At 33.6% G+C, this 25,401-nt stretch carries 23 protein-coding genes; 12 read left to right on the plus strand and 11 right to left on the minus strand.

What is annotated here, in order from left to right; genetic code table 11:
• Nucleotides 1-6: 6 nt before the first annotated feature.
• The 4 genes from M0051_RS00815 to nusB all read right to left on the minus strand — a co-directional run bounded on the left by M0051_RS00815 (nt 7) and on the right by nusB (nt 2,981).
• On the minus strand, nt 7-1,020 hold the full coding sequence (locus M0051_RS00815) for a YbbR-like domain-containing protein (protein WP_306739650.1): 1,014 nt from the start codon (nt 1,018-1,020) through the stop codon (nt 7-9).
• A gap of 50 nt (nt 1,021-1,070) precedes the next feature.
• The gene (gene yajC / locus M0051_RS00820) at nt 1,071-1,388 is read right to left on the minus strand and encodes a preprotein translocase subunit YajC (RefSeq protein WP_120240167.1); all 318 of its coding nucleotides are present in this window, start codon (nt 1,386-1,388) and stop codon (nt 1,071-1,073) included.
• A gap of 62 nt (nt 1,389-1,450) precedes the next feature.
• Nucleotides 1,451-1,906, minus strand: coding sequence for a DUF1573 domain-containing protein (locus M0051_RS00825; protein ID WP_306739651.1), 456 nt, complete (start codon nt 1,904-1,906; stop codon nt 1,451-1,453).
• 124 nt (nt 1,907-2,030) lie between these two features.
• Entirely contained in the window at nt 2,031-2,981 is a 951-nt protein-coding gene (gene nusB, locus M0051_RS00830) for a transcription antitermination factor NusB (RefSeq protein WP_306739652.1), read from the minus strand.
• Nucleotides 2,982-3,267: 286 nt separating this feature from the next.
• Between nusB and M0051_RS00835 the strand changes: the two genes are divergently transcribed.
• The 3 genes from M0051_RS00835 to M0051_RS00845 all read left to right on the plus strand — a co-directional run bounded on the left by M0051_RS00835 (nt 3,268) and on the right by M0051_RS00845 (nt 6,702).
• Nucleotides 3,268-3,663, plus strand: a complete 396-nt coding sequence (locus tag M0051_RS00835; RefSeq protein ID WP_306739653.1) for a DUF3276 family protein — start codon at nt 3,268-3,270, stop codon at nt 3,661-3,663.
• Between the two features lie 321 nt (nt 3,664-3,984).
• Nucleotides 3,985-6,489, plus strand: coding sequence for a ferrous iron transport protein B (gene feoB, locus M0051_RS00840; RefSeq protein WP_306739654.1), 2,505 nt, complete (start codon nt 3,985-3,987; stop codon nt 6,487-6,489).
• 3 nt (nt 6,490-6,492) lie between these two features.
• Entirely contained in the window at nt 6,493-6,702 is a 210-nt protein-coding gene (locus tag M0051_RS00845) for a FeoB-associated Cys-rich membrane protein (protein WP_306739655.1), read from the plus strand.
• A 117-nt stretch (nt 6,703-6,819) separates the two neighbouring features.
• Here the strand turns inward: M0051_RS00845 and M0051_RS00850 are convergent, their stop codons facing one another.
• Both M0051_RS00850 and arcC read right to left on the minus strand, forming a co-directional pair.
• On the minus strand, nt 6,820-7,821 hold the full coding sequence (locus M0051_RS00850; RefSeq protein ID WP_268190749.1) for an ornithine carbamoyltransferase: 1,002 nt from the start codon (nt 7,819-7,821) through the stop codon (nt 6,820-6,822).
• Nucleotides 7,822-7,913: 92 nt separating this feature from the next.
• Nucleotides 7,914-8,870 carry a carbamate kinase gene (arcC, locus tag M0051_RS00855; RefSeq protein WP_306739656.1) on the minus strand — a complete coding sequence of 319 codons (957 nt, stop codon included), beginning with the start codon at nt 8,868-8,870 and terminating at the stop codon, nt 7,914-7,916.
• A 423-nt stretch (nt 8,871-9,293) separates the two neighbouring features.
• Here arcC and M0051_RS00860 point away from each other — a divergent pair, with 423 nt between their 5' ends.
• The 6 genes from M0051_RS00860 (at nt 9,294) to M0051_RS00885 (ending at nt 16,063) form a co-directional block, all read left to right on the plus strand.
• Nucleotides 9,294-9,974: a hypothetical protein gene (locus M0051_RS00860; protein ID WP_306739657.1), complete on the plus strand. Its 681-nt coding sequence runs from the start codon at nt 9,294-9,296 to the stop codon at nt 9,972-9,974.
• Between the two features lie 127 nt (nt 9,975-10,101).
• Nucleotides 10,102-12,498 (plus strand): DNA translocase FtsK, encoded by a 2,397-nt coding sequence (locus M0051_RS00865; protein ID WP_306739658.1) that lies wholly within the window; start codon nt 10,102-10,104, stop codon nt 12,496-12,498.
• A 52-nt stretch (nt 12,499-12,550) separates the two neighbouring features.
• Nucleotides 12,551-13,192 (plus strand): outer membrane lipoprotein carrier protein LolA, encoded by a 642-nt coding sequence (locus M0051_RS00870; RefSeq protein ID WP_306739659.1) that lies wholly within the window; start codon nt 12,551-12,553, stop codon nt 13,190-13,192.
• Between the two features lie 352 nt (nt 13,193-13,544).
• Complete coding sequence (locus M0051_RS00875; RefSeq protein ID WP_306739660.1) at nt 13,545-14,729, plus strand: DUF4105 domain-containing protein; 1,185 nt, start codon at nt 13,545-13,547, stop codon at nt 14,727-14,729.
• Nucleotides 14,729-15,487, plus strand: coding sequence for an acyl-[acyl-carrier-protein] thioesterase (locus tag M0051_RS00880; protein WP_306739661.1), 759 nt, complete (start codon nt 14,729-14,731; stop codon nt 15,485-15,487). Before M0051_RS00875 ends, M0051_RS00880 begins: the two co-directional genes overlap by 1 nt.
• A gap of 12 nt (nt 15,488-15,499) precedes the next feature.
• Nucleotides 15,500-16,063: a HupE/UreJ family protein gene (locus M0051_RS00885; RefSeq protein WP_306739662.1), complete on the plus strand. Its 564-nt coding sequence runs from the start codon at nt 15,500-15,502 to the stop codon at nt 16,061-16,063.
• A 52-nt stretch (nt 16,064-16,115) separates the two neighbouring features.
• On the opposite strand, the gene pyk is transcribed toward M0051_RS00885, so the two are convergent.
• Both pyk and aroQ read right to left on the minus strand, forming a co-directional pair.
• Nucleotides 16,116-17,531, minus strand: coding sequence for a pyruvate kinase (gene pyk / locus M0051_RS00890; RefSeq protein WP_306739663.1), 1,416 nt, complete (start codon nt 17,529-17,531; stop codon nt 16,116-16,118).
• Nucleotides 17,532-17,661: 130 nt separating this feature from the next.
• The gene (gene aroQ, locus M0051_RS00895) at nt 17,662-18,087 is read right to left on the minus strand and encodes a type II 3-dehydroquinate dehydratase (RefSeq protein ID WP_306739664.1); all 426 of its coding nucleotides are present in this window, start codon (nt 18,085-18,087) and stop codon (nt 17,662-17,664) included.
• A 186-nt stretch (nt 18,088-18,273) separates the two neighbouring features.
• Here aroQ and xerD point away from each other — a divergent pair, with 186 nt between their 5' ends.
• Both xerD and M0051_RS00905 read left to right on the plus strand, forming a co-directional pair.
• Nucleotides 18,274-19,179 carry a site-specific tyrosine recombinase XerD gene (gene xerD, locus M0051_RS00900; RefSeq protein WP_054717346.1) on the plus strand — a complete coding sequence of 302 codons (906 nt, stop codon included), beginning with the start codon at nt 18,274-18,276 and terminating at the stop codon, nt 19,177-19,179.
• A 413-nt stretch (nt 19,180-19,592) separates the two neighbouring features.
• Complete coding sequence (locus tag M0051_RS00905; RefSeq protein WP_306739665.1) at nt 19,593-21,251, plus strand: phosphoenolpyruvate carboxykinase (ATP); 1,659 nt, start codon at nt 19,593-19,595, stop codon at nt 21,249-21,251.
• Nucleotides 21,252-21,294: 43 nt separating this feature from the next.
• Here M0051_RS00905 and M0051_RS00910 read toward each other — a convergent pair whose 3' ends face one another.
• Nucleotides 21,295-22,020 (minus strand): NRDE family protein, encoded by a 726-nt coding sequence (locus M0051_RS00910; RefSeq protein WP_306739666.1) that lies wholly within the window; start codon nt 22,018-22,020, stop codon nt 21,295-21,297.
• Complete coding sequence (locus M0051_RS00915; RefSeq protein ID WP_306739668.1) at nt 22,008-22,529, minus strand: DinB family protein; 522 nt, start codon at nt 22,527-22,529, stop codon at nt 22,008-22,010. Before M0051_RS00915 ends, M0051_RS00910 begins: the two co-directional genes overlap by 13 nt.
• A 165-nt stretch (nt 22,530-22,694) precedes the next feature.
• Between M0051_RS00915 and M0051_RS00920 the strand changes: the two genes are divergently transcribed.
• Nucleotides 22,695-23,735, plus strand: a complete 1,041-nt coding sequence (locus tag M0051_RS00920) for a hypothetical protein (protein ID WP_306739669.1) — start codon at nt 22,695-22,697, stop codon at nt 23,733-23,735.
• A gap of 53 nt (nt 23,736-23,788) precedes the next feature.
• Here the strand turns inward: M0051_RS00920 and M0051_RS00925 are convergent, their stop codons facing one another.
• A complete protein-coding gene (locus tag M0051_RS00925) occupies nt 23,789-25,174 on the minus strand; it encodes an OmpP1/FadL family transporter (protein ID WP_306739670.1) in 1,386 nt (461 codons plus the stop codon).
• Nucleotides 25,175-25,401 lie beyond the last annotated feature (227 nt).

The raw sequence follows: 25,401 nt of genomic DNA on the forward strand, positions 1-25,401 counted from the left end.
AAATGATTATTGAACCGACTTACGTTTCTCAATTAGGAAAGTAACGGTTTGAGGATAAAAACGAACATTTGAAACAAAATCCGGACTGCTCTTTAACTCCACCTTTAATTTGTTTCCATCACCTTGTATAGCTTCTAAATAATCAACTCTTACATCGAAATGATCATCTGTAATATTTTCATATTTACTCATCCCAACGAAATACGAAAGTTTCACATCTCCTGGAAATAAACGCAATAAAACAGAATCAGGTAAGTTATCAACCTTTATAGCAACATTTTTACTTGCTTCGGTAAATCGCTCAACTGGTATGCTAACTGTTAGCTTTTTAGGTGAGAAACTAACACCTTCAATTTTCTCAAAACCAACATCCTTCTTCATGTTTTTCTTCAAACCTGATAACTCTAATAATTGCGATTTTGCAATATGGATCGAATCAAGTAAAGATTGAGGTCCCTTTACCAAAACACTGTCGAATTCTGGAGTAATTACTCCTCCTTTCATGAACTGCTGCTCAAAATTCAATTTCAAATCCAATACTACTGGTACCTTCTTCTCCATAATAGGAGAAAATTGAAAACGAATGGTGTCTGGACTAATGTCTTCCAAACGAATACCTGTAGAAAGCTCTTTCTCAATTCTCTCTGCAATGTTTGAGGTCAGTAAATTGTAGCTATTAAGTGAACCTCCTGTTATTCTATTATTGGTATACTTATTTACATCAAATGGATTTGATAAAAAAGCTGTACTCAATTTATAACGAAGCAAATCGAAACCATATGCATTTACGCGCAAGTTTAGCTTTGGGGGAAGATCATTAGTAAGCACCTTATCTTCCGGAAAGTTCATGTAATATACAGGGTAATTGATACTTGTTGTATACTCTTTACTCAGCGCATTCAAAAACCAGAAAATTGTGGATAGACCAACAAAGAATAAATAAACCAATAGTTTTTTATTCGATGTTATTTTTTCTTTGTTAAAATATCCTTTTAGTTTCTGAAGATCGATATTATTCAAGGTACTTGGTGTTTAGAAAAGCTGTGCCTACTAAGGCACAGCCTGATAAATTATTTTTGAGCAACGTCACTCATGTCTTTAACAACCGCAGCTTTATCAATTTTCAAACGGTTTTGTCCTTCTACTTCCATAATAATTGCACGCTCCTGAATTTCCAGTACTTTTCCGTAAATACCTCCAGTAGTTACAACTTTATCACCTTTCTTCAATTCATCACGGAACTTTCTTAATTCCTTCTGCTTTTTCATCTGAGGACGAATCATGAAGAAATAGAAAACTACGACAATTAAAATCAAAGGAATAAAAGAAGTTAAACCTCCCTGACCTTCTGCAGGCTGAGTCATCAATAAGATGTTTAGCATATTCATTTCAATCCAAATTTAATGGTCCTTCGACCGATTTATTATAAAATTACAAATCATTTATATAACTATTCCACACTTGCTGTGAGAATCAGCTTTTTCTTTTTCTGTAAAGTATTACTATAAATTGTAACTACTTTGTATTGTTTACCATATCGTCCTTTAGAATTGAACTCAATGGTTATTTTCGATTCTTCTCCAACCTTTATGGGTTTCTTTGTCCATTTAAAGTTTGCACAACCACAATCACTTTCTATACTTTTAATAATTAGGTTGCTTTCACCGACATTTTTAAAATAGAAATCGCAAACCCCAATTTCTCCTTCTGAAATCTTCCCAAATTTATGTATTTCTTTACTAAACTCAAACTTAGGATACTTACCTGATTTCACAGATTCTAACGAGTCTGAACCAACAGGTTTATTTTCTTTAGATGAACTCCCGGTGCAACCTAAAACAAACACAAACATCAACAGTTGTGCTAAAATCACCCACTTTTTATTTCTAAATTTTAATGCATCCATACTTTAAATTTCGGATTTCGAAAGTACAAAAATTTCAATGAATCCATTCACATCAGTACATATAAAACAAAAATGCGCTTAATCCATTGATTAGCGCATTTTAATTATCTGTTAAAAGTGAAGACTATACTTCTCCAACAAGTCCTCTACCTACTTTCTTAACTTTTCCATTTTCTTTTAACTCTTTAACCAACTTATCAAGTATACCATTAATAAAGTTGCTTGAATTCGAAGTGCTGTAAAATTTTGCAATTTCAAGATACTCATTAAAACTTACCTTTACTGGCACATTCGGGAATTCCTTTAACTCGGTAAGAGCCAATTCCATTATAAGAATATCCATAAAAGCAATTCGCTCTAAATCCCAATTTTTGGTGTTTTTCTGAATCATTTCCACATGTTCGGTATGATTCACCACAGCTTTACGGAACAATGTTTTCACGTAATCTTCATCTTCGTCATCTTTAAACAAAGACATAATCGAAGTATACTGATCATCATTCTCTTTTAATCCTTTAACCGTCTTAATTACCATACTAATGATAAACTCAATCTCATCATTCCAATAAATGCTTTTTTCTTCCATTAAAGAATAAAAGTCTTCATCAGCAGCAACCAGAGTCAAGAAAAACTTCTCTACAAATTTTTTATCATCTTGATAAGAATTGTTCTCAGCATTCATATAATCGATATACAAATCTGAATTCACCAACTTATCAAATAACAATCGAATGTAATCTTCCTGATCGGTCCAAGTAATTGTATTAGATTCAGCGTAACTATTCAACTGGATGTTTTCAGCCAATTGCCTAATTACTTTGTTGTCTATAAATCTGGTGTTTGGATTAAGATCCTCTTGAGTAGGGATAATTTTAGCTTTAGCTGTTTCAATCTTCTTTTCTGAAACAAAAGCCAGCTCTACAATCAGCAGAAGCAAATAATGGTATAAATCGTAAGCCTTACCAATACTGAAAAACAATTCCTTTTCAGCTTTTGCAATTGTGCGATCTTGATTTTTATAGTACGCATACAGCAATTGCAATACTTTCACTCGAAGTAATCTTCTACTAATCATATCCTTAAAGAACTTTTACAAATTTGTTATTGTGGCTGCAAAATTAGACTTTTTTTATAACCCAACAAGTAATTTTGAAAAAAACAGTAAAAAGAATTAAAGATCATACTATCCTATACTTTACATATAACAAATTCCTGTAAGTCAATCAAAGCCAACTGAAAAGGTTTGCATACTGAATTTAAATTACTTTTTTACGATAATAAATTACTAAGTAATAGCAATTAGTACGCAGATTTTTTTATTTTTGAAGACAATAAACAGAATAAATTAAAATTTATTTGAAATGGAAGGTTACGACAATAAAGATGGATATGGAAAAAAGAATCGCGATGAAATTTTTTCGAATGCGGTTAGGGCAGGAAAAAGAACATACTTCTTTGATGTAAAAGCAACAAGGAAAAACGACTACTATCTTACAATTACAGAAAGTAAAAAACGCTACGACAAAGAAGGAAATTATTCTTTCGAGAAACACAAAGTATTTTTATACAAAGAAGATTTTGACAAATTTTCTGAAGGATTGTTAGAAGCTTTGGATTTTATTAAATCATCGAATAAAGAACCCAACGAAGTAGAAGAATTGTTCGTAACCGAAGAACAAAATACAAACTCAGAACTAATTGAAGGATTAGAAGCGGAGGCCTATTCAAACGTTGAATTTGAAGATTTATCGGAATAAATATCATTTTATAAAACTTAAAGCTGCTTTTAACGAGCAGCTTTTTTTGTTTCTTGCACACTAGTGTCAAAAAATAACACAAAACTGCTACATTTGCATTGGGCATATTTTTATTAAGTCCAAATATATCGCCACACTTATTTTAATGAGTAGTAAAAAATCCCTATTAATAGGGATTGTAATTATTGAAAATTTCCTATACGTTTGACCAACTTTTAGGAATATTTGTGGTGTTCATTGTAAGAAAATTACATCACATAATGAATACTAAATTACCTGGCAAATCAGGACACAACAAACAACAAGGAAATTTAAGAACGAATGAAACTATCTGAGTTAACAGATAATCAAGAAGGAATAATAATCAAAGTTTTAGGACATGGTGCATTTCGAAAGAGAATTACTGAAATGGGCTTTGTTAAAGGGAAAAAAGTTACTGTTATTAAAAATGCTCCTTTGAAAGATCCTGTAGAGTATGAAATTATGGGGTATGAGGTCTCTCTTCGCAGAAGCGAAGCTGCATTAATTGAAGTAATTACTCAGAAAGAAGCGAATAAAATAAAATTATCCGACTTCGAAGGAACAATTAATGATGAAATTCTAAAAACCTCAGCAAAAGAAAAAGGCAAAAAAATAAACGTAGCTCTCGTAGGAAACCCTAATGCCGGAAAAACAACATTATTCAACTACGCTTCTGGGTCGAAAGAACACGTGGGGAACTATAGTGGCGTTACCGTTGACTCCAAACTGGCTAAAGTAAAGCAAAATGGTTATCAGTTTGATGTAACAGATCTACCAGGAACTTATTCTCTTACTGCTTACACTCCTGAAGAATTATTCGTTAGAAAATACATCATGAATGAAAGTCCTGATGTTGTTATCAACGTTGTGGATGCTTCAAACTTAGAGAGAAATCTTTACCTGACAACTCAACTTATCGACATGGATATTAAGGTGATATTAGCTTTAAACATGTATGATGAACTGGAAAAAAAAGGAGCAACATTCAACTATAAGGAACTTTCAAAAATGTTGGGAATTCCAATTGTTCCAACTGTTAGTTCAAAAGGTAAAGGAGTAAAAGAATTATTCGACAAGGCGATTGAAGTTTATGAGGACAGAGATCCAATAGTTCGACACATTCATATCAATTACGGTAAAATTGTAGAAAGTGCAATCTCCAAAATACAAACCGTAATCAAGAAAGATCGAAAACTATCTTCTAGCATGTCGCCTAGATACCTATCGATAAAGCTTTTGGAAGATGATGAAAGTGCTCGTCATATTATTCACGAGAGTGATTTTCATTTTGAGATAAAATCGGTAGCCAAGGAACAAATAGCAAAGATTGAAAAGGAATTTGGCGAAGTCTGTGAAACAGTTATTACAGATGCCAAGTATGGTTTTATTGATGGAGCTTTAAAAGAAACCTACAAGGAAAGTCCGATCAAGAGAAGAAGAAATACCACTTTGATTGATACATTTATCACTCATAAGTTATTTGGATTTCCAATCTTTCTAAGTTTTATGTTTTTAACATTCTATGCCACATTTAATTTGGGAGAATACCCAATGAGTTGGATAGAAATGGGCGTAGAAGGTTTAAGCAATCTAATTGATAATTTAATGGCAGAAGGTCCACTAAAAGATCTGATAATTGATGGAATCATTGGAGGTGTTGGTGGGGTAATTGTATTTCTCCCTAACATTCTTATCCTATTCTTCTTTATTTCATTTATGGAGGATACGGGTTATATGGCACGTGCTGCTTTCATCATGGACAAATTGATGCACAAAATAGGTCTGCATGGAAAGTCATTTATTCCGTTGGTTATGGGATTTGGATGTAATGTACCTGCAATGATGGCTACCAGAACACTTGAAAATAGAAGCGATCGGATACTTACCATGATGATTATTCCATTCATGTCGTGTAGTGCGAGACTGCCTGTGTACATTCTAATCATTGGAACTTTTTTCCCTGACAACGCCAGTGTAATGCTTTTTGGCATATACATGCTTGGCATTGTATTAGCTGTTTTGTTTGCCAAGATTTTTAAAGCCAGCTTTTTTAAATCAAAAGATGCGCCATTTGTAATGGAATTACCTCCATATCGAATACCAACTCTAAAAGCAACCACTAGACATATGTGGAGCAAGGGAGTACAATATTTAAAGAAAATGGGTGGTGTTATTTTGGTTGCCTCTGTAATAATTTGGGCTTTGGGGTATTTCCCATTAGATGTAGATTACTCAAAAGATTACAATAGCTTAATAGCGCAAAACGAAGCCAATACTAAAGAAAAACTGGCAAATGCAAATGACACAGAGAAAGGATTCATTCAAGAACAAAGCTATGCTGAAATAGCTAGCCTGAGAAATGATATGCTTGAAGAAAAGCAGGAAAATTCATACATAGGTAGAATTGGACATTTTATTGCTCCAGCAATGCATCCTTTGGGCTTCGATTGGAAAATGTCGGTAAGTATGCTTACAGGTATTGCAGCAAAAGAAGTAGTTGTAAGCACAATGGGTGTTTTATATCAGGAAGGAGAAGGTAGCGATGAAACTAGCGAGAGCTTAAGAAGCAAATTAAGAGAACAAGAATTCACAGGTAGTCACAGAACAGGTGAAAAGGTATTTAGTGCCTTAACTGCCCTATCGTTCTTAATTTTTACTTTAATTTATTTTCCTTGTGTAGCTGTAGTTGCCGCTTTAGTTAAGGAAGCAAATTGGAAATGGGCTGCATTTGTTGTATTTTATACAACTGGACTTGCATGGTTGGTTTCATTCATTGTATACCAAGTAGGAAACTTAATAATTTAAATCATGAGCATACAACTTGTACTTACATACCTAATTATCATTTATGCAGTTGGATATACATTCTACCACCTGTTTCAATTGATAAAAAAACAAAAAGAATCAGCTTGTGGTGGCGGATGTAGTGGCTGTAATTTTAAGAATGAACTTAAAAGTAAAGGAATTCATACAATTTCAATCGACAAGAATAAAAAGTTTACATATCTTAAAAATTAACAAAACTATACACGTTTAATTACAAACATTTTAGGTGACGCAATACAATCATAACTAGAATAAAAAAAGGGATAACTGTTGTTATCCCTTTTCATTTATCTTATGCTTTAAGTGTAATTATGCTCCTAAAGTAGCAACCATTACAGCTTTAATAGTATGAAGACGGTTTTCAGCTTCATCAAATACGATAGATGCTGGAGATTCGAATACTTCTTCAGTTACTTCGATTCCATCTAAACCAAACTTCTGGAAAACTTCTTCACCCACCTTGGTTTCTCTGTTGTGGTATGCAGGAAGACAGTGCATGAATTTACACTTATCGTTACCAGTCATAGCCATAGTCTCTTTGTTCACCTGGAAAGGTTTCAACATATCAATTCTTTCTTTCCATACTTCATCTGGCTCACCCATTGATACCCAAACGTCTGTATAAAGGAAATCACAACCTTTAACACCTTCTTCAGTGTTATCAGTAACAGTTACCTTAGCACCTGTTTCTTTAGCGATTTCAAGACATTGAGCTACCAATTCTTCTTCTGGTTGAAGATTCTTAGGACCAACGATTCTTACATCCATACCCATTTTAGCAGCACCCACCATTAATGAGTTAGCCATGTTGTTTCTTGCATCACCTAAGTAAGCGAAAGAAACTTGGTGTAATGGCTTATCGCAGTGCTCCATCATAGTAAGGAAGTCAGCCAAAATTTGAGTTGGGTGGAATTCATCAGTTAAACCATTCCACACAGGTACACCAGCATGCTTAGCCAATTCCTCAACAACAGTCTGACCAAATCCACGATACTCAATACCATCATACATACGACCTAGTACGCGTGCAGTATCAGCCATAGATTCCTTAACACCAATCTGAGATCCTGAAGGTCCCAAATAAGTTACGTGAGCTCCCTGATCGTAAGCAGCTGTTTCAAAAGCACAACGCGTACGAGTAGAAGACTTCTCGAAAATTAAAGCGATGTTCTTACCCTTAAGAGTTTGAACTTCGTTACCAGCATATTTAGCTCTTTTTAAATCTCTTGCAAGATCTAACATGTACTGAATTTCTTTTGGAGAAAAATCCAAAAGCTTCAAAAAACTTCTGTTTCTAAGATTGAAAGCCATTGTTATAATTTTAATAGGATAAACAAATATTTGTCAAAAATAGACTCTTGTACCAACATAACAAAACGATGGCACAAGATTCTTATTTAATTTTAGTTCTCGTATTCCATAGTAATCTTACTACCATACTTTCTGTCTTCGAGTTTAGTAGCTTCGGTAATTACTGATTTCTTACCACCATTCTGAACAAACTCTAGACAAGCTCTGATTTTTGGAGCCATACTACCTTCTGCAAACTGTCCATCTTTCATCAATTCCATAGTATCTTTGTAATCCAGGAATTCCAAAATTTCTTCGTTTGGCTGTTTAAAGTTCTTGTAAATGTATGGAACATCGGTTAGGATGTAGAACTCATCAGCTTTAATTCTTGCACCAATTAACGCAGAAGCTAAATCTTTGTCGATAACACCTTCTACTGGGCAAATCTGACCGTCAGCATCCTCGTATACAGGAACACCACCACCACCAACAGTGATAACAATATTACCTTCACGAGCCAATTTTGAAACAATTTCTTCGTTCATTACTCGCATTGGTCTTGGCGAAGGAACTACTCTTCTCCAACCTCCATCAGCTTTAACCTCTTCTTTAAAAATCCATCCTTTATCAGCAGCCAACACATCAGCTTCTTCTTTGGTATAGATCTTACCTACACGTTTTGTTGGATTTTCAAACGCTGGATCATCCTTGTCCACAACAACCTGAGTAACCAAAGTAATAACATCCTTTTTAATGCCATGTTTTTTCAAAATATTTCTCAAGTTACGCTCAATCATGTAACCAATCCCTCCTTGAGAATCTGCAACATCAATATCCAATGGCATTTGAGGAATATTATACAATTGCTCCCCTGCATCGTTTCTCATTAAGATATTTCCAACCTGTGGACCATTACCATGAGCCAATACAATATCATATCCTTCTTTAATAAGGAAAATCAAATTTTCAAGAGTGTCTGTTGTATTTGCATTTTGCTCTTCAACAGTACCTTTCTGATTGCCTCGAAGCAACGCATTACCTCCTAAGGCTACAACTGCTAATTTATTCATTACTTTTCGCTTTATGTTTTTCTTGTTAGTTTTGCAAAACTAAAAAAATAAATTACAAAACAAGAAATTTTGCATTTTTTTAAAAACTTTTTCACACCCTGTTTTTCAACACATTACAGAGATTGCGTTTTTACTGTTTAGTAGATTTTCTTGTAAAATAATGAAATTCAAAGCAAACTGAAAACTTCATATCACTCGTTTGCGCAAACCAAACTAAACACCCCTGTTATGTTTATATTTTAGAAATATATCTCCAAATCGATTTCATTCACCTTATCAACATATTTTAAAACCAAAAACTAAATTAATCGTAGAAACTTTAGATTCTTTGAGAAAGAAGATTAGTTTTAACATTTATTTATACATTTAGGGAGATTTAAAAAACCATTTTATCGGACAATTATACCAACTAACTCGATTTTTATGAGGCTGCCCATTTTCCTTTTTTTATTTGCAATCATCTTAAATTCTTGTGATAATAAATCAGGAAATAAGACCAAAGCCGACGAAGGACTTATTGTTTACGATGTTAGTTATTACGCATCGGAGAAAGAAAATCCTATTGTAGCACTTCTTCCTAACAAGGTAGAATTAAGGTTCAAAGAAAACAACATCAGTTTAACTTCTGAAGGATACCTTGGTTTTTTCAGCACAAAGTTTATTTCGAATTTCGAGTGTGATAAAAGTCACATTCTTCTTAAAGTACTGAACAACAAGTTCAACTATGCATTCCCAAAAGAAGAGGTTGCTTTTATCTACAACCAACTATCTCCGAGAAAAATAAAATACTTAGATGAAAGTAAAATAATAGCGGGATACAAATGTAAAGTTGCCAAACTTTTTTTCGAAGATGAGACAATAAATCCTATTAAGGTTGCGTATACAGAAGAGATTGGTCTTGCAAATCCAAACAGAAACACACCATTAAATGAAATTGAAGGTGTTCTTATGGAGTTTGAAACTACAATGAATAAAATAAGAACAAAATTTACGGCTAAAAGTGTAAGCTTAGAAAAAATAGCTCCAGATGAATTTACAGTTCCTTCAGACTACGTTCTTTCTGATAAGGCAACTTTGAAGAAATATATTTTAGGTTTCAACTAGTTAAAGATATTAGGCAAAAATTAATCTTTTGTACTCTGGCAAAACTGTGGATTTCCAAGTCATTTTTATTACTTTTACATAAATTTCGCAACAGCGTGACATCAGCAACACACTGAAAAATAACTGAATGGCTACAAAAAAGAAATCAAAATCTAAATCCCGAAGAAAGATATTCTCAAAACCCAAATTTTTAAATGACGAAAGAACTCGTTTTATCTTGGGAGTTACTCTTTCGCTTTTTACCATATACACCTGTTTGGCATTTGTGTCTTTCTTTTTTACAGGAGGCGCAGATCAAAGCAAGCTGGATATCAAATGGCTCGAATTAATTGCTGATTCAGAAATAAGAGTAGAAAACTGGACAGGTAAAACCGGAGCTTACCTTTCAAATTTATTCATCAACAAAGGGTTTGGAATTGCATCATTTTCTTTTCTATATGTAATGGTGGTTCTATCGCTTCGCTCTTGGGGATTAAAGATCCAATCCATCAGAAAAAGTATTCTTTACACTTTACTATTTAGCATTTGGCTATCAATAGGAATGGCTTTTGTTTTTGTGGATTCAACTAGCGATTCATTCCTGTTTTTAGGTGGTATTCATGGTTTTTTCATAAGTGAATGGTTAGTTTCTACTATTGGTAATGTAGGAACTTTATTCCTATTAATATTAAGTCTCCTTTGCCTATTGACATTCGGATTTCAAAATACTGTTGGCTTCTTTAAAGGATTGGTAAAGAAAAAAGAAAAAGCTGCAGATACTATGTCTGAAGATGAAGTTTTAGAAGAAGAGGTAGATGAAGAAATTAAAGAGCAACCAGAAGCCATTGAAGAAATAGAGCTCGAAACTCCTAATTTCGAATCTGAAATTCTTTTAACAGAAGAACCAGAAACTCCTATCGAAGCAATAGAAGAACCTGTAAAAAAGGAAGCTAAAAGTGAAGATAATGTAGAGTTAAAAATTGAAACTGTTAGAGAACAGGAAGAAACAGTTCCAATTAATCAAGAACCATTAGAGGATTTCGATCCAACCTTGGATTTATCAAGGTATAAGTTCCCAACAATTGACTTATTGGAAGATCATCAAATAAACAATTCGGCGGTGAGCAAAGAGGAATTGGAAAGCAATAAGAATAAGATTGTTGAAACTCTTCGTCATTATAAAATTGAAATTGTTCAAATTAAAGCAACCATTGGACCTACGGTTACTCTTTATGAAATTGTTCCCGCACCAGGAGTTCGAATTTCAAAGATTAAAAACCTGGAAGATGATATTGCCTTAAGTCTATCGGCTCTTGGTATTCGTATTATTGCACCAATCCCTGGAAAAGGTACAATTGGCATTGAGGTACCAAACCAAAATCCCGAGGTAGTTTCAATGAAAGGAATTATTGCATCGAAGAAATTCCAAGAATCGAAACATGCACTTCCTGTTGCCATGGGACGAACCATTTCCAACGAAACTTATACACTTGATTTGGCAAAAATGCCTCACCTTTTGGTGGCTGGTGCTACAGGTCAAGGTAAATCGGTTGGATTGAATGCCATTATTACATCTCTTTTGTATAAAAAGCATCCATCGCAACTGAAATTTGTTTTGATTGACCCCAAAAAGGTAGAGTTAAGTATTTATTCAACCATAGAGAAACACTTCTTGGCAAAACTTCCCGAAGAAGAAGAACCCATCATTACAGATATCAATAAGGTAATTGCTACATTGAATTCCTTGTGTATCGAAATGGATTCTCGTTACGATTTGCTGAAAAAAGCTCATGCAAGAAATATTAAAGAATACAATACCAAATTTGTAAAACGCAAATTAAATCCGGAAAACGGACACAGGTACTTGCCATATATTGTGGTAATAATTGATGAGTTTGCCGATTTAATCATGACTGCTGGTAAAGAGGTTGAAGCTCCAATTGCAAGAATTGCCCAGTTGGCTCGTGCAATTGGTATTCACATGATTATTGCAACACAAAGACCTTCAACAAATATCATTACCGGTGTAATTAAGGCAAACTTCCCTGCCCGAATTGCATTTAAAGTAGCTTCGATGATCGACTCGAGAACCATTCTGGATAGCCCTGGTGCCAATCAGTTAATTGGGCGAGGTGATATGCTGATATCAACCAGTAGCGATTTGGTGCGTGTACAATGTGCCTTTGTGGATACGCCAGAAGTAGAAGCAATTACAGATTATATTATGGAGCAGCAATCCTACCCTTCTGCACTGATGTTGCCTGAATATGTTGGAGAATCCTCGGAAAGTGGTGCTGGGGAAATAGATTTGCAAAAGCGTGATGCTCTATTCGAAGAAGCGGCTCGCTTGGTGGTAACTTCACAACAAGGCTCAACCTCTGGAATTCAACGCCGATTCTCAATTGGATACAACCGTGCTGGTAGAATTGTAGATCAGTTGGAAGCTGCCGGAATTGTAGGCCCTTTTGAAGGAAGTAAAGCTCGCCAGGTACTTATTCAAGATGAATATTCGCTGGAACAACTTTTAAATAACATAGCAAATTAGGTCTGGCACAATAATTGAATTAAAAATTGAACAAATTATAAAATCAGAACAAATGAAAAACTTTTTTTGTTTCCTCTTATTTGGACTTATCAGTCTAAATGTATCAGCACAAGATGCTAAAGCAAAAGCGATTCTAGACAAAGTATCAGCTATAAATAAAGAACACAAAAGTATTAAGGCAGAATTTACCTTTTCAATGGACAACGAAGAAGAGGATATTCACGAAATCTCAGATGGAAGTATTCTTTTAAAAGAAAACAAATACAAGCTAAATTTAATGGGTACCGATACATATTTCGATGGTAAAACACAATATGTTCACATTATTGATGCCGAAGAAGTAAGTATTAAAGAACCAGATGAAGACGAAGATGAAGCATTAAACCCTGCTAAGATTTTTTCTATCTACGAAAATGGTTTTACTTATAAATATGTAAACGAAGTTATTGAAAACGGGAAGAAACTTCATGTAATCGATTTGTTTCCTACTGATAAAGAACGTGGTTTTACTCACATTCGACTAAAAATTGATCAGGCTACAAGCCAAATCAGTGCTCTAAAATCAGTTGGTAAAGATGGAAACGATGTAAGCATTGTTCTTAAGAAACTTACTCCTAATGTTACATTAACCGATAAGGATTTTATATTCGACACTGCTGCAAATCCTGATGTGGATGTTAACGATATGAGATAAGATCATTCTAAAATTTATATTACAATCCTCTGTTTTCACAGGGGATTTTTTTCTGCAATAAAAAAATGCCTGAATTTTAAACCGAAAAAAGACCTAATTAAAAAAGTAGAATTGTACACTTCAAAAAGCATTATTTGAATAAGCAGACCAATTGCAGAGGGAAATGGAATAAAATTTTGGCCCTAAGTAGCTTTTCCTATTTCAAAAGCAAGTAAATTAAAAGAGAGAAATTACCTTTTTCATTAATTCTATCATTTCCTTCAATATATCTGAAATATGAACGTTTTATAAGATCAACACATACAAAATACTGGTATTTTGTCTATCTTCGATCAGATAAATATTTATCCTTATGAAAAGATTCAAATTCTTTATATGCCTATTTGTTATTGGCATCCTATCATTATCAAATACCCACGCTAAGCAACTTTCCGAACAGTCTGAGGTAAGTTTGTTAACCTGTTCGCCAGGTGAAGATATTTACCGACATTGGGGACACTCGGCACTACGATTTCATGACCCCATAAACAAAATCGACCTGGTTTTTAATTATGGTACATTCAATTTTAACACCCCAAACTTCTACACGAAGTTTATTAAAGGAAAATTAATGTATCGATTAGCATATGAATCTTATCACGATTTTTTGCCTGAATATATGAGATCTGGTCAAGGAGTAACTGAACAAAAGTTGAATTTAGACCTTGATACAAAAAGAAAGCTATTCGCTGCAGTAGTAGAAAACTACAAGCCAGAAAACAGGTATTATCATTACGATTTCTTGTTTGACAATTGTTCAACTCGAATACGAGATATTATCGAGGACAATGTAGATGGAAAAATCATCTATAAAGAAAATACTGAGGAGCCTAAAAGTTTCTGGAATTTACTAGATCACTTTATGGAGCGAAGCCGATGGATTTATCTGGGCATTCATATCATTTTAGGCTCTCCCTGTGATGTTGAAGCAACTCCATACCAACATATGTTTTTGCCTGATAATATGATGTTTGCCTTTACTGAAGCTACTGTATTAAATAATGGTGAAAGAGTTCCGCTTGTTAGCCATACCAAGGAAGTATTAAAACCAGCTTTGGATTACAAGATGACAGAATGGTACAAGCGTCCCGGTTTTATATTCGGGGTACTCTCATTAATCATTTTATGGATAAGCATTCGCACATTAAAAAGCAAGCGCAATTATTTTATAATCGATCATGTTTTATTCGGAACAACAGGTTTAGTGGGTTGGATAATTATTTTTCTTTGGTTTTTTTCCGATCATCAGGCAACCGGACCAAACTGGAACATTATTTGGGCCCTGCCATTTTATTTTCCTGTGGCAAACATCTTGCTAGGCATAAGAAATAAAGTATCCTACTTTTTCTTCTTTGCAAGCTCGGTCCTATTGCTAATTGTTTTGGCCGCATGGTCTATCATTCCACAATCATTGCCAAATGAGATTTTACCAATTGTGGCCTTATTATTCATACGATCAATCTATATCGTTAAAAAATTAAAATTCAAGTTGATTTAATGGATACTTTAGAAATTAATCAAACAAAATTTACAAAAACATTCAGGATTGGCTCTTTCGATACTGATTTTAATGGAAGAGCAAAACTGACATCCATATGCAATTACCTGCAGGAAATTGCTGGTATGCATGCCAATGCCTTAAATTGGGGAATCGATAAATTAATGCAACAAGATTTATCGTGGGTTTTAACCCGACTGAAAGTAAAAGTGATTGATTATCCAAAATGGACAGATGAGATTACTGTTGAAACCTGGCCTACCGGAATTGAAGGTTTGTTTGGGAACAGAGACTTTAGAATTTTAGATAAAGAAGGTAATACCATTATCCTTGCCACTTCATCGTGGTTAATCATTAATATCAAGACCAAAAGACCAACTCGCCCCCACTCCATTATCGATGGTGCGAAATATGAAAATGCTGAAAAGGTATTTGAAACATCTTTGCAAAAATTAAATACTAATGTTGATGAAAATCCAAACTTAACTATTGATGTACATTTCAGTGATATTGACATTAACCAGCATGTTAATAATGTGAAATACATCAAATGGATTATAGATTCTTGCCCTATTGAAAAATTAAGCTCTGGTTTGATTGACGAATTGGAAATTAACTTTCTGCACGAAGCCAAGTACAACGAACAATTAAGCATTTACAACAATTTCAGTAATAATAACGATTGCGAATCTCACTTTGTGATTCGAAACAACAAAAGCAATGTAGAAAATTGCAGGTCGATTATTAAATGGAAATAATTTAAGAACAATATGCAACAATTTTTATACGGATTCGAATCCGCTTTTTCATACCTAATCTCATTTTCTCTTTTTGATCATTTTTTAATTCTATTGCTTTTCGGCATTGTTTTTCAATTAAAAGAATGGAAAAATTTGTTTTCACTTTTCCTCGCCCTTGGTATTGGGTCTATTGTAGGATTTTTGTTAGCATGCTTTAAAATCACGCATTTCTCCTATTCAACCATTCGCTTGGCAACAGCAATTTCATTATTGGCTGTAGGAATTCATCATATGATTTCAAACAACTTATCGGCAAATGCCATTCGATACAATTTTTTCGCATTAATAGGATTGGTAGTTGGCACTAGTATTAGCTTACACTACCTAAAATCATTCGGCAGCAACTTAAAATTCATTCACCTTTCAGGATACAGCCTGGGAGTATTGGCAGCCTACCTAATAATTATATTGGCTGGATTGTTGATTTCTTCCTTAACGATTGCAGTATTCAAAACCGACAGAAAAAGTTTTAATCTTTCCATATCGGGAATTGGAATTGGAATAGCACTGGTTCTGATATATTTGAGATATTAAAAAAAATGCGAATCGGAATGATTCGCATTTTTTTTGCTTCTATATTATCTAGTTACACTTTGTGTGTCAACTGATCTACTTTACTGATTTCCATAAAAGAAACTCCCTTGGATGGACCAAAACTTCCCCCAATGATTATCACCATATCATTACCTGTAAAGTATTTCTTTTCCATTAAGGTATACATCGATTGCTTCACGTACTCATCTCTGCTGGCCAATAGTTTTCTATAGCCTGCTTCAACACCATAAGAAAGAGCCAATTCGCGCATAACTCTCTTAGAGTAACACAATGCATAAACTGGAGAAGTTCCTCTATAGGCTGATAGATAACGACCTGTTCTTCCGGTCAAAGTATCGGTAACAATTGCTTTTACAGGAAGCAGTTGCGATGATTTTACTGCAGAACGAGCTAAGATTGCTGTTAACTCCTGATTACTTGGAACAAAGTTCTTTCTTGTATCAGGAAATAATTCTTTCTCCACCTCAATGGCAACCTCTTTCATAGTTCGAACCGACTCAACTGGGTAATCACCATAAGCAGTCTCTCCACTTAACATGATTGCATCAGTTCTATTATATATTGCATTTGCAATATCACTAACCTCTGCACGTGTTGGTCTAGGATTTTTAATCATCGAATGAAGCATCTGTGTTGCAATAATCACAGGCTTTTTACGCTCCATACATTTTCTAATGATTTTTCTTTGAATTACAGGCAATTTTTGCGCCGGAATTTCAATCGCCAAATCACCTCTTGCAACCATTACACCATATGCATGATCAAGAATTTCGTCAATATTATCAACACCTTCCTGATTTTCTATTTTTGCAATAATTTTTACTTTGGAATCATATTTATCCAAGATTCTTTGAATTTCAAGAACATCCTCTTTATTTCTAACAAAAGAATGTGCAATAAAATCAATATCTTGCTCAATAGCAAAATCGATAAAAGTTCTATCTTTTTGAGTAAGGGAAGGTAGTTTGATAGAAACTCCCGGTACGTTTACACTCTTACGATTTTTGATTGGACCTTCGTTTTTAGCCTCTACAAGCAGGAAGTCATCATGCTTCTCTACAACTAATAATTCCAGCTCCCCATCATCAATTAAGATCTTTTTGCCTACTTCTACATCATTTACAAAATCCTCGTAGCTAACCAACAGGCAGTCATCCACCTCTTCATCTTCTTTTTTCCCTTTAATTTTTATCCTATCACCACTATTAAGGAATAAATCATCTTCAACATCTACCGTTCTGATTTCAGGACCTTTTGTATCCACAAGCAATGCTATTCTGTCTGATACAGCTCTTACATTATCAATTACTTTTTGCGCATCAGCATGTGTTTGATGTGCAGTATTAAGTCTTACAACATTCATACCTTCATCAAAAAGCTGAGTAAGAAATTCAACATCGCACCTCTTGTCAGAAATCGTTGCAATAATTTTCGTATGCTTCTTCATAGAAAAACTCTTTCATTATTAGTTTTGGCAATACAAAGATAGTCAATATTACTACAAGCTTATAGGCTTATATTTTATAGCATAAATTGCAAACGATGTAAAAAAAACTTTTATCACAAAAAAATTAACTTTAATCCAAATGAGATAAAAGAGCTTCTATAGCCAAACGATAAGAATCCAATCCAAATCCTGCAATTGTGCCAATACAATCCTTTCCAATCATTGTTTTACTCCGGAAAGATTCTCGTTTGTGTACATTTGAGATATGCACCTCTATAACAGGCGTATTCACAGCAGCAATCGCATCTCCAAGAGCTACAGATGTATGAGTATAAGCACCGGCATTTAGAATAATACCGTCATAATCAAAACCAACGCGATGTATTTCATTTATCAATTCTCCTTCTATATTAGATTGATAATATTCAAGTTGAATTTTTCCGTACATCTTCTTTAACTCCTCAAAATAAGTTTCAAACGAAACCTCTCCATATATAGATTTTTCGCGTACTCCAAGTAGATTTAGATTGGGTCCATTTATTATCAAAAAATTCATCTTATCAAAAAAAATTAAGGTTAAACATAAATAGTATATGAAAAATTTGTCAGCTTACGTAATATTTTTTTAAATTGCACACAGGAATTATCATAAACATTTCGTATATTTAAACGATTGAGTAAAACTACAAATTATAAAGCAAATTATTTACAACTATAACTACATACTAAAAACTGGATAAAAATGAAATGGACAACAACAATTGAAAATTTTAAGACCTACCTCACTTTAGAGAAGTCTCTCTCTAAGAACTCGGTAGATGCTTACATTAATGACATTACAAAGTTAACTACTTTCTTTAGAGAAAAGAATATCGAGGTAACTCCTGAAGAAGTAGTACTTCAACATTTGAAGGATTTTGTGGCTTGGATTAATGATGCAGGTACTAGCCCTCGCACACAAGCACGTGTAATTTCTGGTATTAAAGCTTTCTTCAAGTATTTATTATTGGAAGAAATTATCGAAAAAAATCCAACTGCTTTATTGGAAGCTCCAAAAATTGGTCGCAAACTTCCTGACACTTTAACTACAGACGAAATTGACGTTTTGGTAAAAGCTGTTGACATGAACAAGTCAGAAGGACAAAGAAACCGTGCAATTCTTGAAACTTTATATTCTTGTGGATTAAGAGTATCAGAACTAATCGATTTAAGAGTTTCTAATCTTCACTTCCGTATGGGATTTATTAAAATTCATGGAAAAGGAAACAAGGAGCGTTTAATTCCAATTGGAAAGAAAGCTAAAAAAGAAATTAAATTGTATCTTAAAAACTATCGCGGTAAATTAAATATCGATAAGGATAGTGAAGATATCTTGTTCTTGAACAGAAGAGGTCGTAAGTTATCACGTGTAATGATTTTTACCATTATTAAGAACTTATCTAAGAAAGTTGGTTTGAAGAAAAATGTTTCTCCTCATACTTTCCGTCACTCTTTTGCATCTCACCTGGTAGAAGGTGGTGCTGATTTAAGAGCTGTACAAGAAATGTTAGGTCACGAGTCAATTTTAACAACTGAAATTTACACTCATTTGGATAGAGAATATTTGAAAGAAACAATCAAAAATTTTCATCCAAGATCTAAAGACTAATTGAATATTTTTTTCCATTTTATAATGGAATTTTGAAATAAATGTCACTTTTTACACCTCCAAGGCTGTTGCTTTGGAGGTTTTTTTATAACTTTTAGTTAGAAATCTTCCTGCTTATCTATCTCTCAAACGCATTCCCTACTTGATCATAATTTGTAATTATTTAGAACTATTCATTTTTACGCAAACGTTTGTATTTCAAAGAAAAGATGGAATTATTTTAAACAAAAAAAGAAGGGAAAATTGAAAAAAAGAAGCGTTTTCAACGTCCCTAGATCAATTTTCCCCACGGTAAAAGTAGTAAAACTTACTGAGAAATAATACATTAAAAATTACAAAAAAATATGTACATAGTAGGATTTATGCATATATAGTCATACTTTTGAAGCTCCAAACCAAATATTAAATGTCACATGAACGCTATTGAAGTTAATATGATTGCAGAATTACAAGAATCATTAAAAAAGCATTCTAACATTCAAGAGAATCTTTCAAGAGAATCTCTAATTACTCAAGCAGTAGAAAATAAAGAAGCTGTTTTAACAAATAACGGCTCACTTGCAACATGGACACCTGCGCATTCTACAGGAAGAAGTCCTAAGGATACTTATATTGTAAGAAATCCTGAAAGTGAATTAAATATAGACTGGTCATCAGCCAATAATATTGCTATGGATCCGCAAACGTTTTCGATGGTTTTTGAAGACGCTTTAAAGATGATTGATGAGAAAGAAACAGTTTATACTACAGATAGAGTAATTGGTGCAGATTCAAAATATGCATTACCAGTAAAAACGATTACTGATAAGAGTTTAAGTCAAGTTTTTATTGACAACATGTTTAGACCAGTTCCTAATGATCTTGACAAATCGATTTTTGCAAATGATGAATTTCATTTGATCGCTTTACCAAACAACAAATTGAATAAAGATCGTTACAAAGGTCTGGTAAGAGAACTTCCTAATGGAGAAACTTCTGACATTTGTGTAGTTGTTGATTTCGATCAGAAAATTGGAATCGTAATTGGCTCTTCTTACATGGGTGCAATGAAAAAATTGATGTTCACAGTAATGAATTACTATTTGCCATTTAAAGGTGTACTTCCTTTGCACTGTTCGGCAAATGAAGGCAAAAATGGCGACTCTGCCCTTCTTTTAGGTCTTTCTGGAACTGGTAAAACCACCTTATCGGCTGATCCTAACAGAGCTCTTTTAGGAGATGATGAGCACGGATGGAGTAATGATGGTATTTTCAATTTTGAAAATGGCTGTTACGCTAAAATGATTGACATCCAGCCTGAAAACGAGCCTGAAATTTATGATGCTGTTATGCATGAAGATGATTACACCAAGCATGGTGCAATTATTGAAAATGCAATGATTTATCCAAACGGAGAGTTAGATTTCTTTGATGATCGATTTACTCCAAACTCGAGAGCAAGTTATCCACTTCGTTTCTTAAAAAACATTAAGGAAAGTTCAACTTCGGGGAATCCAAATACAATTTTATTCCTTACAGCTGATGCATACGGTGTATTGCCTCCAATCTCAAAACTGACTAAAGAGCAGGCTATGCTTTGGTTCCTTATGGGATATACATCGAAATTAGCTGGTACTGAAACCGGAGTAACTGAACCACAAGCAACTTTCTCACGTTTCTTTGGACAACCATTTATGCCTTGCAATCCAAATATCTATGCTGAGATGCTAGGTGAAAAAATGGAAAAACACAATACCAATGTTTTCTTAATTAACACTGGCTGGAGCGGTGGTTCATACGGAACTGGTTCTCGCATCAAGTTAAAGTATACAAGAGCAATGGTAGATGCAGCTTTAAATGGAAAATTAAATGATGTAGAATATACTGAAGACAAATTGTTCCATGTAAATATTCCTGCTGTTTGTGAAAATGTTCCAACTGAAATCTTAAATCCTATTAATACATGGGAAAACAAAGAAGATTACAAAAAAACAGCTGAAAAATTGGCTAAAAAATTCTCATGTGATTTCGATAAATCATATGGAAAACAAAATATTCCACAGGATATCGTTTCTCAATGTCCTGGAAAATAATTAAATCTACTTGTTATTTTATTTCTAATTCAAAAAAAGAGTCTCAATCGAGACTCTTTTCTTTTGTCAGATATTTTTCTGTCACTTCTTCAGATCGAAGATCTTCATACCTCATCCTAACTCCAAATTTGTCATGTATTATCTGGGTAATGCTGGTGGTTTTAACTAGTTCTTTTCTATTCATGACCAACCCATTAAACAAATCGTCACAGCCAGCATTTTTATGAAAATCAAGTACTTTAGAGTACGATAAATCACCCATAACTTTCCAATCTGAAAACCAGGCTTTTCTCATTTTTTTTGCTGCTTCATCATACAAAGTTGAGGAGGACCAGATTTCAGCTCTTTCCGGATCAAGTTGTTTATAATGTACAGAGCTACCATCCCATCTAATTTCCTCTAATGAAACTTCGGCTTCATACCTTATAACAACCATTGTAAATGGTTCAATACCTATAAAATCAAAACTCAAGACAAAATCTATTGTGTTTAGAAATTTTTCATACTCCAGAACAACAAGCCCCCTACTCTTTTTGTAGGGAGGTTCATGTTTATGCTTTATAAAAGCACCATTTAATAAACAAACACTGAAATAATTATTACACAACATCCAGGTTCCATTTCCCTCAGGATCTTTTGGATACAAGTTTTCAACATTATTATTTATAAACTTACTTGGCGGTAAGGCTATTCTATTAGGATCTTCATCTCTATTTGTGGTAAAAATGAAACTCTTATTATCTATTGGTATGTATGTTAATGTGCACATAAATCGTCTCTATACCTGATTGTTGAGTATGCTATCCCAAAATTTTTATGCAATTTGATATCTGGATACTCTTTTTCAATCGCAATACGAATAATTGCCATATGATGAATTGCATGTTCAATATTGTATACCAATTCTCGTTCTAAACTTGACGAAATTGAAATACTATTTTTTTCTCCACTATCGTAACTAACAACCAACATTAAATCCTTTGTGGGTAATTCACTTTCCACCCAATTAAGAGCTTTTCTTAACCTTTGAGAAGCCATCTCTAAACTGGTTTCAGTTTTGGAGCAATGCACTCTATTGTCATAGCTTATTGGTTTATTCTTTTCATAAGCTTCAATTAAAATGTCATAAAATTCAATAATATGGCGCATATGCTTGCCTATCGTATTTTCAGACAAAAGGCTTAATTTCTCACAATATTGCAAAGGAGTTATATTCTCACACAAATGGATAAGTTGACTTAAAATTTCTCTATTAGCTATAAAAATATGATTCTGCATAGATATGGTACAAATGGTTATAAGTACAAGATATCAAATTGTCAATATATATCATAGCCTTCAGTAATTTTAACCAATACTTATATCATTTTATTCAAATCAACTTTTATTAAAAACAGAAATTACTACCTTGAAACATGATTTTAATTTTTATTGAGAAAAACTATGAGTAGAAAAATAAAAATCCCATTCATAATTTCTAAGTGGTTTCATTTCGAATTTTGGCCATTCTGGTTTTTCTATATCCCCATGTTTTTTTATGGGATTTACCTTGCTTTTAAAGCAAGAGCGTTCGCTTATTTCACACCAGCCAACCCTGCAATGAAGTTTGGAGGAGCATTTGGCATGGATAAAATGAACATTCTAAGTAATATTGACAAACAATATATTCCAAAAGGGTTTGTAGCTCATTCTGACATTGAATTATCTAAAGTAAAACAACTCATGGTGAATCATGATATGGATTTTCCCATTGTTTGCAAACCGAATGTTGGAGAAAGAGGTGTTGGAGTTGAAAAAATAGATTCAGAATTTGACCTTCTTTCTTTTTTAAAAGACAAACATGAATACATTCTTTTTCAGGAATTTATTGATTTCCCTATTGAATTGGGCATATTCTATCATCGTTTTCCCATTTCCAAAAAAGATGGAATCACATCCATTGTAAGAAAAGAATTTCTAACGATCACAGGTAATGGAAAATTAAAATTTTCGGAATTGGTTAAGGCAAATATCAGGGCTTCGAGCAGAATATCCTACTTAAAAAATAAATACAACTCTAAATGGAATCAAATAATTCCCGCTGGCATTAGCTACAAACTCGAACCCATTGGAAATCACAACAGAGGAACTAAATTTTTAGATGGAAATAATCTAATAAATGAAAAATTGGTATCCGTTTTCCGAGAAATATCACAACCTTTAAATGGATATTATTACGGACGTTTTGATATGAAAGTAAATAGCCTGGAAGATTTATACGAAGGAAAAAATATCAAAATCATTGAATTAAATGGTACCAATTCAGAACCAGCACATATCTATGATCCTGATTTTCCTTTATTAAAAGCATATAAAGTGATAATACAACATATGAAATTGGTATATGAAATCAGCATGGAAAACAGGAAACTTGGTTTCGAACCTGATTCTTTTAAAGAAATTATGAGTGCTTTATACAAGCGAACTTTTACCAAGAAAGCATAAAAAAAGGGAGGATTTCAAAAATGAATCCTCCCTTTATAAGTTTTGTTATTTTATTAGAATGTAAATGCGATATCGATCTCCAACTGATTCATATCTAACTCGATGATTTGATTATGACCGATTGGCATCCCTGTATTAGTATCAAACTCATAATCCATTGGATTATATCCTTTAACTGATGCTGGTAATGCATAACAGAATGCTACATGTACTGCTTTTCCAGAGTCTCCAATATTCTTACTAAATCCAAACGAAACATGATCTTCAATCACACCAGGGGCAAGAATATTAAACAATACTTCTGAGCTTTGAATTGGTTGTTCGGTATGAGAATATCCTGCGCGTAATGTCCAGTCTTTAATACCCGAATATTCCATACCAAATTTCAATATGTTGATATCTTCCCAACCAAAACCAGCTCCATTATCCGCTCCAAGTGGTACATGATTTGGATTTGGAGTATAATCTGCTGGATTATTAGGATTTCCACCTGGGTTCAAAAATGCAGGAGGCAATGCCATTGGATCCATACGATTTGAAACAGAAGCAACGTCAGTATAATTAATTCTCTTGAAATCTGCCATTACAGCCCAGTCTTCATTAATTTCATAAGCCAAACCAACCGTCCAAGTTGAAGGAATATTGAAGTCACCTTGCTCAGCAAACAATCCTGCATAATCATCAAATTCGCTCATATATAACATGGTCTGATAACTAGCTCCAAGAGTTAGACCTTTGGCCAATTTACCCATATAACCAAGTTTGAATCCAAAACCAGTTGCTTTATCCATACCATTATCAGTTAACTTATCAGGAGCACTTGAAAATGGTGCAAAAGCTCCCAAACCTTTAGCTTCAAACATTTGGTATGCAATTAAACCTGTTATACCAAAACTATGGTTTTTAGCAATATTTCTTGAATAAGATACTCCAAGAAACATCTGCATTAGATTCACTCCAGTATCCCCATTACTACCAAAAGTTCCCATCTTACTTCCATCTGGGAAAGTTGTAGGTGGATAATCCGTGTTCATTCCACCATTTCCAAATAAAGCGATAGAGAAACTACTTCTATCATTTAACATCCAGTTTGCTCCTATTGAAGGAATAACAAACATCTTGCTATCACTTTTAACAGTTCCTGGAAGCAAACCAAAAGTACCAGGCATCATAGAAGGATTACCTGTAACAGTATATTCTCTATTCGGATTAAACAATCCAACACTAATAGAGTATTGCTTTCCTAAAGAAACCAAACCTGCTGGGTTTCCATTGATTAAAGAGTTTTTATACCATGCGATACCAACACCACCCATACCTTTACTTTGAGTACCGTACCCACAACTAAAATAACCGTCGGTTGCCATCACCTGGTTAGATGCCAACATTCCTGCAAATACGATGAATGCCGCAAAAATAATTTTTAAAGTTTTTTTCATCTTCTGTAATGAATTAGTTTGATAATTAGGATTTGAAAACAAAATACCAACTCTTTCCACATCTATATATGTTGTATATCATATATCTACATATCAAACCTACCATATTTTTAACTATCTAGATTTCAATAGTTTAATTTCAATAATTTTTAAAGATTTCCTTAATTTTTATTCAATGTAAATAAGCAGATTATCAATCACTTACATAATTACTAAATCAGATAGAG

It is taken from the genome of Marinifilum sp. D714, assembly GCF_030851345.1.
GTDB lineage: Bacteria > Bacteroidota > Bacteroidia > Bacteroidales > Marinifilaceae > Marinifilum.

Coding starts and splice junctions, on each gene's coding strand:
- xerD (WP_054717346.1), top strand. CDS start 18,274: ATGAAATGGACAACAACAATTGAAAATTTTAAGACCTACCTCACTTTA.
- M0051_RS00885 (WP_306739662.1), top strand. CDS start 15,500: ATGCAACAATTTTTATACGGATTCGAATCCGCTTTTTCATACCTAATC.
- M0051_RS00905 (WP_306739665.1), top strand. CDS start 19,593: ATGAACGCTATTGAAGTTAATATGATTGCAGAATTACAAGAATCATTA.
- M0051_RS00860 (WP_306739657.1), top strand. CDS start 9,294: ATGAGGCTGCCCATTTTCCTTTTTTTATTTGCAATCATCTTAAATTCT.
- M0051_RS00850 (WP_268190749.1), bottom strand. CDS start 7,821: ATGGCTTTCAATCTTAGAAACAGAAGTTTTTTGAAGCTTTTGGATTTT.
- M0051_RS00865 (WP_306739658.1), top strand. CDS start 10,102: ATGGCTACAAAAAAGAAATCAAAATCTAAATCCCGAAGAAAGATATTC.
- arcC (WP_306739656.1), bottom strand. CDS start 8,870: ATGAATAAATTAGCAGTTGTAGCCTTAGGAGGTAATGCGTTGCTTCGA.
- M0051_RS00910 (WP_306739666.1), bottom strand. CDS start 22,020: ATGTGCACATTAACATACATACCAATAGATAATAAGAGTTTCATTTTT.
- M0051_RS00845 (WP_306739655.1), top strand. CDS start 6,493: ATGAGCATACAACTTGTACTTACATACCTAATTATCATTTATGCAGTT.
- nusB (WP_306739652.1), bottom strand. CDS start 2,981: ATGATTAGTAGAAGATTACTTCGAGTGAAAGTATTGCAATTGCTGTAT.
- aroQ (WP_306739664.1), bottom strand. CDS start 18,087: ATGAATTTTTTGATAATAAATGGACCCAATCTAAATCTACTTGGAGTA.
- M0051_RS00870 (WP_306739659.1), top strand. CDS start 12,551: ATGAAAAACTTTTTTTGTTTCCTCTTATTTGGACTTATCAGTCTAAAT.
- yajC (WP_120240167.1), bottom strand. CDS start 1,388: ATGAATATGCTAAACATCTTATTGATGACTCAGCCTGCAGAAGGTCAG.
- M0051_RS00880 (WP_306739661.1), top strand. CDS start 14,729: ATGGATACTTTAGAAATTAATCAAACAAAATTTACAAAAACATTCAGG.
- M0051_RS00825 (WP_306739651.1), bottom strand. CDS start 1,906: ATGGATGCATTAAAATTTAGAAATAAAAAGTGGGTGATTTTAGCACAA.
- pyk (WP_306739663.1), bottom strand. CDS start 17,531: ATGAAGAAGCATACGAAAATTATTGCAACGATTTCTGACAAGAGGTGC.
- M0051_RS00835 (WP_306739653.1), top strand. CDS start 3,268: ATGGAAGGTTACGACAATAAAGATGGATATGGAAAAAAGAATCGCGAT.
- feoB (WP_306739654.1), top strand. CDS start 3,985: ATGAAACTATCTGAGTTAACAGATAATCAAGAAGGAATAATAATCAAA.
- M0051_RS00925 (WP_306739670.1), bottom strand. CDS start 25,174: ATGAAAAAAACTTTAAAAATTATTTTTGCGGCATTCATCGTATTTGCA.
- M0051_RS00875 (WP_306739660.1), top strand. CDS start 13,545: ATGAAAAGATTCAAATTCTTTATATGCCTATTTGTTATTGGCATCCTA.
- M0051_RS00920 (WP_306739669.1), top strand. CDS start 22,695: ATGAGTAGAAAAATAAAAATCCCATTCATAATTTCTAAGTGGTTTCAT.
- M0051_RS00915 (WP_306739668.1), bottom strand. CDS start 22,529: ATGCAGAATCATATTTTTATAGCTAATAGAGAAATTTTAAGTCAACTT.